The sequence below is a fragment of the Streptomyces sp. WMMC1477 genome (assembly GCF_027460245.1).
In the GTDB taxonomy this organism is placed as follows: Bacteria; Actinomycetota; Actinomycetes; order Streptomycetales; family Streptomycetaceae; genus Streptomyces.
Window position 1 is genome coordinate 5,174,182 of record NZ_JAPZBD010000003.1, and the last position, 11,805, is coordinate 5,185,986.

General features: G+C 76.1%; 12 protein-coding genes. 10 read left to right on the forward strand and 2 right to left on the reverse strand.

What is annotated here, in order from left to right:
• The first annotated feature begins 63 nt into the window (after positions 1–63).
• From hpnC to O7609_RS22695, 4 genes are read left to right on the forward strand one after another with little or no spacing between them, the layout of a single operon-like run.
• On the forward strand, positions 64–1,077 hold the full coding sequence (gene hpnC, locus O7609_RS22680) for a squalene synthase HpnC (RefSeq protein ID WP_443072195.1): 1,014 nt from the start codon (positions 64–66) through the stop codon (positions 1,075–1,077).
• Positions 1,074–2,102, forward strand: a complete 1,029-nt coding sequence (gene hpnD / locus O7609_RS22685; RefSeq protein ID WP_269735146.1) for a presqualene diphosphate synthase HpnD — start codon at positions 1,074–1,076, stop codon at positions 2,100–2,102. Before hpnC ends, hpnD begins: the two co-directional genes overlap by 4 nt.
• The gene (gene hpnE, locus O7609_RS22690; protein ID WP_269744145.1) at positions 2,099–3,568 is read left to right on the forward strand and encodes a hydroxysqualene dehydroxylase HpnE; all 1,470 of its coding nucleotides are present in this window, start codon (positions 2,099–2,101) and stop codon (positions 3,566–3,568) included. The genes hpnD and hpnE overlap by 4 nt, the downstream gene beginning before the upstream one ends.
• An 18-nt stretch (positions 3,569–3,586) precedes the next feature.
• Positions 3,587–4,651 carry a polyprenyl synthetase family protein gene (locus tag O7609_RS22695; protein WP_269737152.1) on the forward strand — a complete coding sequence of 355 codons (1,065 nt, stop codon included), beginning with the start codon at positions 3,587–3,589 and terminating at the stop codon, positions 4,649–4,651.
• An 81-nt stretch (positions 4,652–4,732) separates the two neighbouring features.
• On the opposite strand, the gene O7609_RS22700 is transcribed toward O7609_RS22695, so the two are convergent.
• Positions 4,733–5,584 carry a tyrosine-protein phosphatase gene (locus tag O7609_RS22700; RefSeq protein ID WP_443072196.1) on the reverse strand — a complete coding sequence of 284 codons (852 nt, stop codon included), beginning with the start codon at positions 5,582–5,584 and terminating at the stop codon, positions 4,733–4,735.
• 59 nt (positions 5,585–5,643) lie between these two features.
• Here O7609_RS22700 and O7609_RS22705 point away from each other — a divergent pair, with 59 nt between their 5' ends.
• From O7609_RS22705 to O7609_RS22730, 6 genes are all read left to right on the forward strand, one after another.
• Entirely contained in the window at positions 5,644–6,315 is a 672-nt protein-coding gene (locus O7609_RS22705) for an alpha-ketoglutarate-dependent dioxygenase AlkB family protein (protein ID WP_269735143.1), read from the forward strand.
• A 212-nt stretch (positions 6,316–6,527) separates the two neighbouring features.
• Positions 6,528–8,363: a sensor histidine kinase gene (locus O7609_RS22710; protein WP_269744146.1), complete on the forward strand. Its 1,836-nt coding sequence runs from the start codon at positions 6,528–6,530 to the stop codon at positions 8,361–8,363.
• Positions 8,364–8,430: 67 nt separating this feature from the next.
• On the forward strand, positions 8,431–8,847 hold the full coding sequence (locus O7609_RS22715) for a roadblock/LC7 domain-containing protein (RefSeq protein ID WP_269735141.1): 417 nt from the start codon (positions 8,431–8,433) through the stop codon (positions 8,845–8,847).
• Between the two features lie 4 nt (positions 8,848–8,851).
• A complete protein-coding gene (locus tag O7609_RS22720) occupies positions 8,852–9,232 on the forward strand; it encodes a DUF742 domain-containing protein (protein ID WP_269735140.1) in 381 nt (126 codons plus the stop codon).
• The gene (locus O7609_RS22725; protein ID WP_269735139.1) at positions 9,210–9,800 is read left to right on the forward strand and encodes a GTP-binding protein; all 591 of its coding nucleotides are present in this window, start codon (positions 9,210–9,212) and stop codon (positions 9,798–9,800) included. Before O7609_RS22720 ends, O7609_RS22725 begins: the two co-directional genes overlap by 23 nt.
• Positions 9,781–10,353: a GAF domain-containing protein gene (locus tag O7609_RS22730; protein ID WP_269735138.1), complete on the forward strand. Its 573-nt coding sequence runs from the start codon at positions 9,781–9,783 to the stop codon at positions 10,351–10,353. The genes O7609_RS22725 and O7609_RS22730 overlap by 20 nt, the downstream gene beginning before the upstream one ends.
• A gap of 21 nt (positions 10,354–10,374) precedes the next feature.
• On the opposite strand, the gene O7609_RS22735 is transcribed toward O7609_RS22730, so the two are convergent.
• Positions 10,375–11,718 carry an acyl-CoA dehydrogenase family protein gene (locus O7609_RS22735; protein ID WP_269744147.1) on the reverse strand — a complete coding sequence of 448 codons (1,344 nt, stop codon included), beginning with the start codon at positions 11,716–11,718 and terminating at the stop codon, positions 10,375–10,377.
• Positions 11,719–11,805 lie beyond the last annotated feature (87 nt).

Below are 11,805 nucleotides of genomic sequence, written 5' to 3' on the forward strand. Positions count from 1 at the left end.
ATGACGATGATCAGGTTATTGGGTTAGAAACGGAGTCGTGACGGCAATGGCGGCTGGCAGCGCATGGTGACGGCTCCGAACGCGGCGGGGTCCCGCGACCGCGCCACCGGCACCGACGCCCCCGCCACGGCACCCGCGGACGCCGACGTCGTGGTGGAGCTCCTGGCCAAGTCGGCCCGGGAGAACTTCCCGGTCGCCCCCGCCTTCCTGCCCGCCGCCTGGCGTGCGGACCTCATGGCCGTCTACGGCTACGCCCGCCTCGTCGACGACATCGGCGACGGTGACCTGGCCCCCGGCGGCACCGACGCCCGGCTGCTGGGCGTCCCGCCCGAGCACTCCGAGGACCGGCTCGCCCTGCTCGACGCCGTCGAGGCCGACGTGCGCCGGCTGCACTCCGCCGGAGCCGGAGCCGGAGCCGGAGCCGGAGCCGGAGCCGGGGAGCCGGGGCCGCGGCACCCGCTGCTGCGCGCCCTGCAGCCCGCCGCCCGGCGCGGCGCCCTGCCCCTGGCGCCCCTCCTGGACCTCATCGAGGCCAACCGGCTCGACCAGCGCCAGACCCGCTACGCCACCTGGCAGGAGCTGCTGGACTACTGCGCGCTCTCCGCCAACCCGGTCGGCCGGCTCGTCCTCGCCGTCACCGGCACGACCAGCCCCGAACGCGTCCGCCGCTCCGACGCCGTCTGCACGGCCCTGCAGATCGTCGAGCACCTCCAGGACGTCGCCGAGGACCTGCGCCGCGACCGGATCTACCTGCCCGCCGAGGACATGGACCGCTTCGGGGTCCGCGAGCGCGACCTCGCCGCCCCCAGCGCGGGCGCCGCGGTGCGGACGCTCGTCGCCGTCGGGGCGGACCGTTCGCGCGCCCTCCTCGACGAGGGCATCCCGCTCGTGGCGAGCGTCCACGGCCGACTGCGCCTCCTCCTCGCCGGATTCACCGGCGGCGGCCGGGCCGCGCTGCGCGCCATCGCCGCGGCCCGCCACGACGTCCTGGCCGGGCCCCCCACGGCCGGACGCCCGACCCTGCTGCGTGAGACGACGGCGGTCCTGGCCGCCGCCCGGCGAGGAAACCTGAGATGACCGCGACACCCACGCCCCAGCCCACCCGCGCCTCCGCCGGGGACCCCGGACCCGCCGCGGGCCCGTCCGCGACCGGGGCGCCGGAGAGCGGATCACCGCCCGTGCGCGCCGCCTACGGCTACTGCGAGGCCGTCACCGTCCAGCAGGCCCGCAACTTCGCCTTCGGCATCCGGCTCCTGCCCGCGCCCAAACGGCGCGCGATGTCCGCCCTGTACGCCCTGGCGCGCCGCGTGGACGACATCGGCGACGGCGAACTGGACGCCGACACCAAGACCGCGCGGCTCCACGGCACCCGCACCCTACTGGCCCGGGTCCGGGCGGGTGAGGTGGCCGAGGACGACACCGATCCCGTCGCCGTCGCGCTGGCCGACGCCGCCCGCCGCTACCCCGTGCCGCTGGACGCCTTCGACGAGCTCATCGACGGCGTCCTCATGGACGTCCGCGAGCGCACCTACCGCACCTGGGACGACCTGAGCGACTACTGCCGCTGCGTGGCGGGCGCCATCGGCCGGCTGTCCCTCGGCGTCTTCGGCACGACGACACCGGGCTCGCCGGAGGCCGCGCGGGCCGCCCACTACGCCGACACCCTCGGCCTCGCCCTCCAGCTCACCAACATCCTCCGCGATCTGCGCGAGGACGCCCAGTTCGGCCGCAGCTACCTGCCGCAGGAGGAGCTGGCCGAATTCGGCTGCGTCGACGCGTTCGGCTCGGCCGCCGCGCCGCCCGGCGCCGACCTGGCCGGACTCGTCCAGTACCAGGCCCGGCGAGCCCGCAGGCTCTTCGCCGAGGGCTACCGGCTGCTGCCGCTGCTCGACCGGCGCTCCGGAGCCTGCGTGGCCGCGATGGCCGGCATCTACCGCGCCCTGCTGGACCGGATCACCGCCGACCCGGAGGCCGTGCTGCGCGGGCGGGTCAGCGTGCCCACCCGGGGCAAGGCGCTCGCCGTCGCCCGCGGACTGTCCGGAGTCGACAGCCTGGCCGTCCGCCGACGGCTCGCCCGGCTGCCCGGCGGGGGCACCGCGTGAGCTCCACGCGCCCGAGCCCCGCCGAAGCCGACGCGCGCCGGGGAGCGGAGAGCCGGCGTGCCACCGTCGTCGGGGGTGGTCTCGCCGGGATCACCGCGGCCCTCAGACTCGCCGAGGCGGGCCTGCGGACCACCCTGGTCGAGTCGCGTCCCCGGCTCGGCGGGCTGGCCTTCTCGTTCCGACGCTCCTCCCCGGCCGGAGAGCTGAGCGTGGACAACGGCCAGCACGTCTACCTGCGCTGCTGCACGGCCTACCAGGGGCTGCTGGAACGGGTGGGCGCACGGGCGCTCGCGCCCCTGCAACGGCGGCTGGACATCCCCGTCCTGGACGCCGGCCGGGCCCGGCACCGCCTCGGCCGCATCCGCCGCAGCGCCGCACCCGTGCCGCTCCACCTGACGGCCTCCCTGGCCACCTACCCGCACCTCAGCCCCGCCGAACGGATCGCCGCGGCGCGAGCGGCGCTCGCCCTGCGCGGCCTCGACCCGGCCGACCCGGCGCTGGACGCCGTGGACTTCGGTTCCTGGCTGCGGGCGCGCGGCCAGTCCGCCCGCAGCGTGCGGGCCCTGTGGGACCTCGTCGGCGTCGCCACGCTCAACGCCCGCGCCGAGCACGTCTCGCTCGCCCTGGCCGCCATGGTCTTCCGCACCGGGCTCCTCACCGCCCCCGGAGCCGCGGACCTCGGCTGGGCCCGGGTACCGTTGGGCCGACTGCATGACACGCTCGCCCGCCGCGCCCTGGAACGCGCCGGCGTGCGGGTCCTCACCGGCACCCGGATCGCGGCCCTCCGCCCCGGCGCCGAGGGTGCCTGGGAGGCGGTGGGCGCCCGCCGGGCCGGGCGGGACGCCGTGCCCGCGGCCGGCACCGTGGTGCTGGCCGTCCCGCCCGACCAGGCCGGCGCCCTGCTGCCCCCGGGAGCCCTCGACGCCCCCGGGCGGCTGGAGCGGATCGGCGCCGCGCCGATCCTCAACGTCCACGTCGTCTACGACCGCCCGGTGCTGCGCCGCCCCTTCTTCGCCGCGATCGGCAGCCCCGTCCAGTGGGTCTTCGACCGCACCGAGGCGGCCGGGCTCCCGCCCGGCGGCGGGCAGTACCTGGCACTGTCCCAGTCCGCGGTGCACGACGAGATCGACGAGCCGGTGGCCGCGCTGCGCGAGCGGTACCTGCCGGAGCTGGCCCGGCTGCTGCCCGGCGCGCGCGGCGCCGGGGTGCGGGACTTCTTCGTCACCCGCGAACGGGAGGCCACCTTCGCACCCGCCCCGGGCGTCGAGCGCCTCAGGCCCACCCCGCACACCCGTGCGCCGGGTGTATACCTGGCGGGCGCATGGTGCGCCACCGGGTGGCCCGCGACCATGGAGAGTGCGGTACGCAGCGGCCACGCAGCCGCGCGCGAGGCCCTGGACCGCCTAGGGCGGCCGGCCGGTGACACCCCCTGGGAGTCCCCCGGCGGGAAGACCGCTGAACGCTAAGGAGACCATGTGAACCCGGTGCAACCGGCCGACGCCGGCATCGACACCGCAGGAGTGACCGCCCTGCTCGGCCGCGGGCGCACCCTCCCCCTGGCGGATCTGCGGGCCGCCGTGGGGCGTCTCGCGGCCCCGATGGACACGGTCGCCGCCTACCACTTCGGCTGGATCGACGCGCAGGGCCGCCCCTCGGGGGGCGACGGCGGCAAGGCCGTCCGCCCGGCCCTGGCCCTGCTGTCCGCGGAGGCGGTCGGCGCGGCGCCCGAGGCCGCGATCCCCGGCGCTGTGGCGGTCGAGCTGGTCCACAACTTCTCCCTGCTCCACGACGACCTGATGGACGGCGACGAGCAGCGCCGCCACCGCGACACCGTCTGGAAGGTGCACGGGCCCGCGCTGGCCGTCCTCGTCGGGGACGCGCTGTTCGCCCTGGCCCAGGAGGTCCTGCTGGAGCTGGGCACCGCGGAGGCCGCGCGCGCCGCCCGGCGGCTGACCACGGCCAGCCGCGCACTGATCGACGGCCAGGCGCAGGACATCTCCTTCGAGCACCGCGAGCGCGTCGACGTCACCGAGTGCCTGGAGATGGAGGGCAACAAGACGGGAGCGCTGCTGGCCTGTGCCTGCTCCGTCGGGGCCGTGCTCGGCGGCGGCGACGAGGCCGCGGCCGACGCCCTGCATGCCTACGGCTACCACCTGGGGCTGGCCTTCCAGGCGGTCGACGACGTCCTGGGCATCTGGGGCGATCCGCTGTCGACCGGCAAGCTCGCCTGGAGCGACCTGCGCCGGCGCAAGAAGTCCATGCCGGTCTCGGCGGCGCTGGCCGCGCCCGGGGTCGCGGCAGAACGCCTGGGGGAGCTCCTCACGGCGGACGCGAAGAAGTCCCAGGCCGAGTTCGAGGACTTCGACGAGACGGAGTTCGCCACCCGGGCGGCACTCATCGAGGAGGCCGGGGGGCGTGCCTGGGCCGAGGCCGAGGCACGGCGGCAGCACGCCGTGGCCGTGCGGGCCCTGGACGGCGTCGCGATGGCCCCGGGGGTGCGGGCGCAGTTCGTGGCGCTCGCGGACTTCGTGATCGAACGCAGCCGCTGACCGGAGCCGGCGCGCTGGCCGGAGCGCCGGCCTACCCGGCCCCGGGCGGAGCCCGGGGCCGGTCGGCGGCCGCCCCGGCGCTCAGTCCAGCAGGCGGGCGCGCAGGGCGTCGCGGGTGTCGTCGCTGATCCGGAGGCCCTTGCGCAGGTAGGTGTCGACGTCGCCCCACTCCTCGGTGATCGTCGCGTAGGCGGCGGCGAGGTACTCGACCCGCGCGTCGAAGAAGGGCTTCAGCAGTTCCCGCACCTCCGGGTCGATGCCGTTCTGCCCGCCGCTGTGGCCCGGCCGGCCGTCGGCGCCCCCGCGGTGCATCGGGTAACGCCGGTGCGGATCGTTGGAGAGCAGGTAGTCCGCCTGGATGGCCTCCCGCTCGACGCCGAGGGCCAGCAGGGTGATCGCGACGGACAGGCCCGCCCGGTCCTTCCCGGCCGCGCAGTGCATGAGCACCGGGACGCCGCCCCCGGCGAGGTCGTGCAGCACCCGGCTGTGCTCGGCGGTCCGGCTGCGGATGATGTCCCGGTAGGACTCCTGCATCCGCAGCACCGCCTGGCCGTCGGCGAGCTCCGCGCGCAGCAGCTCCACCGCGCCCTCCCGGACGAGCTGCCAGAACTCCGCGCCGTGCGCGGGGTCGGTCAGGGGTATGTTCACGTTGCGCACGCCGGGCAGGGGGACGTCCAGGCCGTCCAGCACCTGGTCGGCCTCGTTGCGGAAGTCGTAGACGGTGTGCAGTCCGAGGCCGGTGAGGAACTCCGCGTCCTCGGCCGTGGCCCGCGCGAGGTGGCCGCTGCGGTAGAGCACCCCGTAGCGGACCCGCCGTCCGTCCGCGGTCGGCAGGCCGCCGACGTCGCGGAAATTGCGGACTCCGGCGAGGACGGGCTCAAGGGCTTCGGACGTCACAGGCGCTCCTTTACGGGTACCGGGGGGCGGCGACATCCGACGATACGGTAGTCGGATCGTGCCCGGTCAGGGGCCGTGCGCCGTAGGCTGGCCGGGTGAGCGGCGGCGGACTCTTCCCCCGCCCGGCGTCCGAGGTGGCGCCGGGGGCCGTCCACCTGCCCGGCTGGCTGGACGAGGACGCCCAGACGGAGCTGCTGGCCGCCTGCCGCGCCTGGGCGAGGCCGCCCGCCGGGCTGCGGACGGTCCGGATGCCGCGGGGCGGCCGGATGTCCGTGCGGCAGCTCAGCCTGGGCTGGCACTGGTACCCCTACGGCTACGCCCGTACCGTCGTCGACGGGGACGGCGCGCCGGTGAAGCCCTTCCCGCCGTGGCTGGGGGAGTGGGCGCGGGCGGCGGCGGCCCGGGCCTACGGGCGCAAAGCGGACACGGCCTACGACGTCGCACTGGTCAACTTCTACGACGCGGCGGCCCGGATGGGACTGCACCGGGACACCGACGAACGCTCCGACGCCCCGGTGGTCTCGTTCAGCCTCGGCGACACCTGCGTCTTCCGGTTCGGACTGCCCCGCTCCGAGGGGCCCGACGGCACCGCCCCCTCGGGCCGGGGCGGGCCCTGGACGGACGTGGAGCTGGCCAGCGGGGACGCCTTCGTGTTCGGGGGGCCGTCCCGCCACGCCTACCACGGCGTCCCCCGGACCAGGCCCGGCACCGCGCCGGCCGCCCTCGGGCTGCGCGGCAGGCTCAACGTCACGGTGCGCCGCCGCTGACCCCCGTGTGGGCACCGGTCGGTGAACCTGCTTCCGGCGCGTCCGAACGGACGTCCAGGACCTTCACCCGGAAGGGTTGGCGAGGGGTGGCGATTGTGCCGACTGAGCCCGTGGCACCCGCTGACGGCCATTAGCGTGAGGAGCGCCGGTCGCCGGTGGGGTGTCGGACTTCCCCCGCGGGCACGGGATCCCCTGACTGCCAGAGGACTGTGATGCCTGAACTCCCGCGCTACGCGGCCCGAAACGGAATGGGACTCTCCTCTTCCGCGTCGGCCGCCCCCGTGTCCCGGCCGGCCCACCACGGCCCGGCCCAGGCCTCCGCGGCGGCCCCCGCGGAGGCCGCCACACCGCGCCCGGGCCGCACGGCCCGGCACGGGCGCGGCCCCGGGCGGGGCCGGAGTGCACCGGAGACCCCGGAGGCGCGGCGGCTGCTGGGGCTCGCCGTACTCCCGGCCGGGCTCACCGCCGTCGCCGCCGCCCTCGTCATCGGCTGGCTGCTGCGGGCCGGTGACCTCCTCGGAGCGGCGGGCCCGGGTGCCGCGACGGTCTGGAGCGCGCTCGGCGTCGGCATGCTGCTGTGCTCGCTCATCGTCATGGGCGGCGCCTACGCCGCCTGGACCCAGGCCCGGGACACCGCGGGGCGGTACGCGGCCCTGCGCCGTGCGGCGGCCCGCAACCAGGCGGCCCTGCACCGTCTGCTCGCCCGGCTGGAACGGGGCGAGCGGCCCGTCCGCCCGGACCTCCCCCCGCTGCCCGAGCCCACGGGGGACGCACTCGGCCTGCTGACCCACGAGGTCACCCTGGCCCAGCGCACGGCGGAGGCGGCCGTCGTGGAGGCCGCGGTGCTCTCCCGGGGCGGCGAGCCGGGCAGTGAGGAGAAGGTCGAGGTGTTCGTGCACCTCGCCCGGCGGCTGCAGTCGCTCGTCCACCGCGAGATCGAGCTCCTCGACGAGCTGGAGAACGATGTCGAGGACCCCGACCTCCTCAAGGGGCTCTTCCACGTCGACCACCTGGCCACCCGGGTACGGCGGCACGCGGAGAACCTGGCCGTGCTCGGCGGCGCCGTGTCCCGCCGCCAGTGGACGCGGCCGGTGGCGGCCACCGAGGTGCTGCGCTCGGCGATCGCCGAGGTCGAGCAGTACCCGCGGGTCAAGCTCGTCCCGCCGATCCAGGGCACCGTGCGCGGGCACGCCGTGGCCGACGTCATCCACCTGCTCGCCGAACTCATCGAGAACGCCACGCTGTTCTCCGCCCCCCAGACCTCCGTCCTGCTGCGCGCCCAGTACGTCACCGCGGGCCTCGCGATCGAGGTCGAGGACCGCGGGCTGGGCATGACAGGCGCCGAGCTCGCCCGCATGAACGCCCTCCTCGGCGACCCTGAGCACATCGACATCGGCCACCTCCTCCAGGACGGTCGGATCGGGCTGTTCGTGGTCTCCCAGCTCGCGCGGCGGCACGGGATCGCCGTACAGCTCCGGGCCAACATCTACGGCGGCGTCCAGGCCGTGCTCGTCCTGCCGAGGGTCCTGCTCGGGGACCCGGCCGACGATCCTCAGGACGACGAGGTTCTCCCGCCCGAAGGGGCCCGGACGGACACCGCGCCCCTCACCGCGCCGCCCCTCACCGCGCCCCTCACCGCGCCGCCCCTCACCGCGCCGGGCCGCGCCCCCGCCGCGGCGGCCCCCGTGCCCGGACTCCCCGCGCCCCGCCTCACGCCCGAGCAACCCGCTCCCGGCCCCCGGGCGGCGCCCGTGCCGCCGGAACCGGGCCGCGGTCCGGAACCGGGCCGCGGGCGGGGCCCGCGATCCGGGCCGGGGCCCGCGGCCTCCGGGGAGCGGCCGCGGCTGCCCCGCCGACGGCGCCAGGAGCACCTCGTCCCCGAGCTGCGCGATCCGCCGCCGCCCCGGCCGCGGTCCGCCGGCGAGCCGGAGCACGACCCGGGGCTGATGGCGGCGTTCCGCCGGGGCACGAGCCTGGCCGAGGACCAGCCCGTCGCCCGCCCCCCGGGCCCGCTGGACGGCACCGGAGAGCCCGGCGGCGCGCGCTAGCCAGCCCCGGCGGGCCGTGAACCGCGGCCCGCGTCACCCACCTCATCCGCAAGGAGCGAACGCGACCATGGTGAGCGAAGCGCCCGCTGGCCCCAACGGAGATCTGTCCTGGCTGCTGACCGGCCTCGTCCGGCGCGTCCCCCATACCCGCAGCGCTCTGCTGCTGTCCGCCGACGGCCTGGTGAAGGCCGTCCACGGGCTGGAGACCGACGTGGCCGACCACCTGGCCGCCCTCGCTTCGGGGCTGTACTCGCTCGCGCGCAGCGCGGGCACCCGCTTCGGCGAGGGCGGCGAGGTGCGGCAGGTGCTCGTCGAGCTCGACACCTCGCTGCTGTTCGTCTCCACCGCCGGTCAGGGGGCCTGCCTGGCCGTGCTGGCGGGCCGGGACGCGGACGCCGCCGTGCTCGGCTACGAGATGGCGATGCTGGTGAAGAGCGTGCGCCCCTACCTCGCGACCCCCGCCCGGCAGCCGGCGGGGCACTGAGGCCATGCCCGCCCCGGAGAGGGAGCCATGGCTGGACGCCGCGGCGGGGCGCCTGGTGCGCCCGTACACGGTCTGCGAGGGCCGGACCCGGCCCTCGGCCGCCTTCGACCTGCTCACCCTGGTGATGGCGACGGGGCGGAGCCCGCGTGCCCAGCTGGGCCCGGACCACGCCCGGGTGCTGCGGCTGTGCGGGGGGCCGGTCTCCGTCGCCGAGATCGCCGCCCACGTCCGGCTGCCCGCGGTGATCACCAAGGTGGTGCTCTCCGACCTCGTGGACTGCGGCGCCGTGACCGCGCGGGACCCCACGCCACGGCTGCAGGGACCGGGCCGCTCCGACCGTGATCTGCTGGAGGCAGTGCTGCATGGACTCCGTACCCGGCTCTGACGTGTTCCCGGAGGCGGTGAAGATCCTCGTCGCGGGCGGCTTCGGCGTCGGCAAGACGACGTTCGTGGCCGCGGCCAGCGAGATCGCCCCGCTGAGCACCGAGGAGCTGCTGACCCAGGCCGGTGCCGGCACCGACAGCCTCGACGGCGTCGAGGCCAAGCGCACCACGACCGTGGCCATGGACTTCGGCCGCATCACGCTGAGCGGCCGGCACGTGCTGTACCTCTTCGGGACACCCGGGCAGGAGCGGTTCTGGTTCCTGTGGGACGAGCTGAGCGCCGGGGCGCTCGGCGCCGTCGTCCTCGCCGACACCCGCCGGCTCACCGACTCCTTCTCGGCCGTGGACTTCTTCGAGGAGCGCGGCCTGGCCTTCCTCGTCGCGGTCAACGAGTTCGACGGCGCATACCGCTACACCACGGACGAGGTGCGCGCCGCACTCGATCTCGGCCCCGGTGTCCCGGTCGTGCTCTGCGACGCGCGCGGCACCGAATCCACCACCCAGGTCCTCGTCTTCCTCGTTTCGCATCTGCTCGACACCAGGAGTGCGCATGCCCCCGACGTCGTATGACCCGACCACCCATCTGCTCCTCACCCCCGAGGACACCGAGGCCCCGGCCCGGGTCGTGCGCCTGCGCGAGCTGGGTCTGGGCGACGCGCCCGTGCCGGAGTTCGACGCGTTCGCGCGCAAACTCGCCGACGTGACCAGAGCGCCCTACGCGATGGTGAACCTCATCGACGAGCACCGGCAGTACTTCGCGGGCCTGTACACCCCCGCCGTCGACCGGGCGGTGGAGCTGGGACCCGCGCCGCCCAGCGCCCGGGTCGGCCGCACCATGGCGCGCGACCACGGCTACTGCCCGCACGTGATCGTGCGGCGCAAGGCGCTGGTGCTGGAGGACGTCTGCGACTACCCGCGGTTCGCCGGCAACCCGGTGGTGGACGAGATCGGGGTGCGCTCCTACCTCGGGGCGCCGCTGATCGACCGCACGGGAATGGCCCTGGGCACGGTCTGTGTCGTGGACCAGGAGCCGCGGCCCTGGGGGAGGCCGGGCCTGGAGACCATCAAGGGCATGGCCGCCGAGCTGGTGGAGCAGATCGAGCGGCGCGAGAGCGGCGGCTGAGGCGAGCCGGAGGGCGACCCGTCAGCGGCGCCCGGCCCCCACCGGATCCGGTGCCCCCGGCGCGTCCGGGGCGTCGGCCGGGCCCGCGTCCGCCGCACCGGTCCGCCCCACGTGCGCCGCCGCGGGCGGGGCCCCGCCCGGCGCCGGCGCCGTGGCGGCCGACTCCGCCGTCGCCGCCGTCTCCCGGCGGACGAGGTCGGCGAGGCGGGCCGACCAGTCACCCCGGGACGTGCCGAGGGCCACGTCCCCCAGCCGGTGCCGCTGCACGTCCGAGGTGCCCGCGGGGGCGAACAGGTGGTGCACGTCCCGCAGATAGCGCTCGACCGGGCAGTCGGTGAACAGCCCGGACGCCGCGTGGAGCTCCATCGCGTCCCGCGCGGAGTCCAGTGCGTTCTCCACGTTCACGAGCTTGGCGTTCATCAACTCGGCGTCGCAGGGCTGGCCCTGGTCGAGCAGGTGCACCGCCTGGTAGGCGGCGAGCCGCGCCGTCATCAGCCGGGACTGCATGCGGCCCAGCTTCGCCCGCACCGCCCCGACGCGGCCGAGCGGCGCCCCGTACCGCGTGCGGGCCGCGCACAGCCGCGACGTCTCCTCCAGCAGCGCGGTGTGGATGCCCAGCGCGACGGCGGTCAGGTTGGCCCGCCCGTAGAGCACGCTGGAGGAGTAGGCGACGGCCAGCCCGTCGCCCTCGCGCCCCAGCAGGGCGCTCGCCGGGACCCGGCAGTCGATGAGGCGCACCTCGCCGAAGCTGAACCCGTGCAGACCCATCGCGGGCTGCTGGGGAGCGAGCGTGCAGCCCGGCGTCCCCGCCTCGACCAGGAACGCCGAGAGCCCCTGGGAGCCGGGACCGGTGCGCAGCACGACGCCGTGGAGGTCCCCGATGTGGCTGTTGCCGACGAAGACCTTGCTGCCGTTGAGCACGTAGTCCTCGCCGTCGCGGACGGCCGAGCCGGTCATGCCGAGCACATGGCCGCCGGATCCGGGCTCGGTGACGGCGATGGTGGGAAGGCACTCCCCGGCGGTCACGGCGGGCAGCCAGGCGCGCTTCTGCCGCTCGCTGCCGAAGTGGAGTATCTTCGCGACGCCCAGCTGGGAGGCCTGGGCCATGGCGCCCATGGCGCCGCTCACCCGGGACAGTTCCTCGATGACGACCGTCTTCGCCACATGGCCGTCGCCCATCCCGCCGTAGCCGCGCGGCACCGTGACACCGATCCAGCCCTGCCGCGCGATGAGCCGCGACAGCTCGGGGCAGACCCGCCGCCCGGCCTCCATCGCCGCGACCCTGGGCCTCACCTCCGCCTCGGCGAAGTCCCTCACCTGGCGGCGCAGTTCCTGGTGTCGTCGGTCCGTGAAGTGGCGATCCATGACGAGCCCTTCCGCGTAGCGCTGCCCGCGGGCCTGTCCTGCGGGATGGTGCGCCGGCAGCCCCCGGCCGGGCGGCCGACCCCGCGA

Coding starts and splice junctions, on each gene's coding strand:
- hpnC (WP_443072195.1), top strand. CDS start 64: ATGGTGACGGCTCCGAACGCGGCGGGGTCCCGCGACCGCGCCACCGGC.
- hpnD (WP_269735146.1), top strand. CDS start 1,074: ATGACCGCGACACCCACGCCCCAGCCCACCCGCGCCTCCGCCGGGGAC.
- O7609_RS22700 (WP_443072196.1), bottom strand. CDS start 5,584: ATGTCGCCGCCCCCCGGTACCCGTAAAGGAGCGCCTGTGACGTCCGAA.
- O7609_RS22710 (WP_269744146.1), top strand. CDS start 6,528: ATGCCTGAACTCCCGCGCTACGCGGCCCGAAACGGAATGGGACTCTCC.
- O7609_RS22715 (WP_269735141.1), top strand. CDS start 8,431: ATGGTGAGCGAAGCGCCCGCTGGCCCCAACGGAGATCTGTCCTGGCTG.
- O7609_RS22720 (WP_269735140.1), top strand. CDS start 8,852: ATGCCCGCCCCGGAGAGGGAGCCATGGCTGGACGCCGCGGCGGGGCGC.
- O7609_RS22725 (WP_269735139.1), top strand. CDS start 9,210: ATGGACTCCGTACCCGGCTCTGACGTGTTCCCGGAGGCGGTGAAGATC.
- O7609_RS22730 (WP_269735138.1), top strand. CDS start 9,781: ATGCCCCCGACGTCGTATGACCCGACCACCCATCTGCTCCTCACCCCC.
- O7609_RS22735 (WP_269744147.1), bottom strand. CDS start 11,718: ATGGATCGCCACTTCACGGACCGACGACACCAGGAACTGCGCCGCCAG.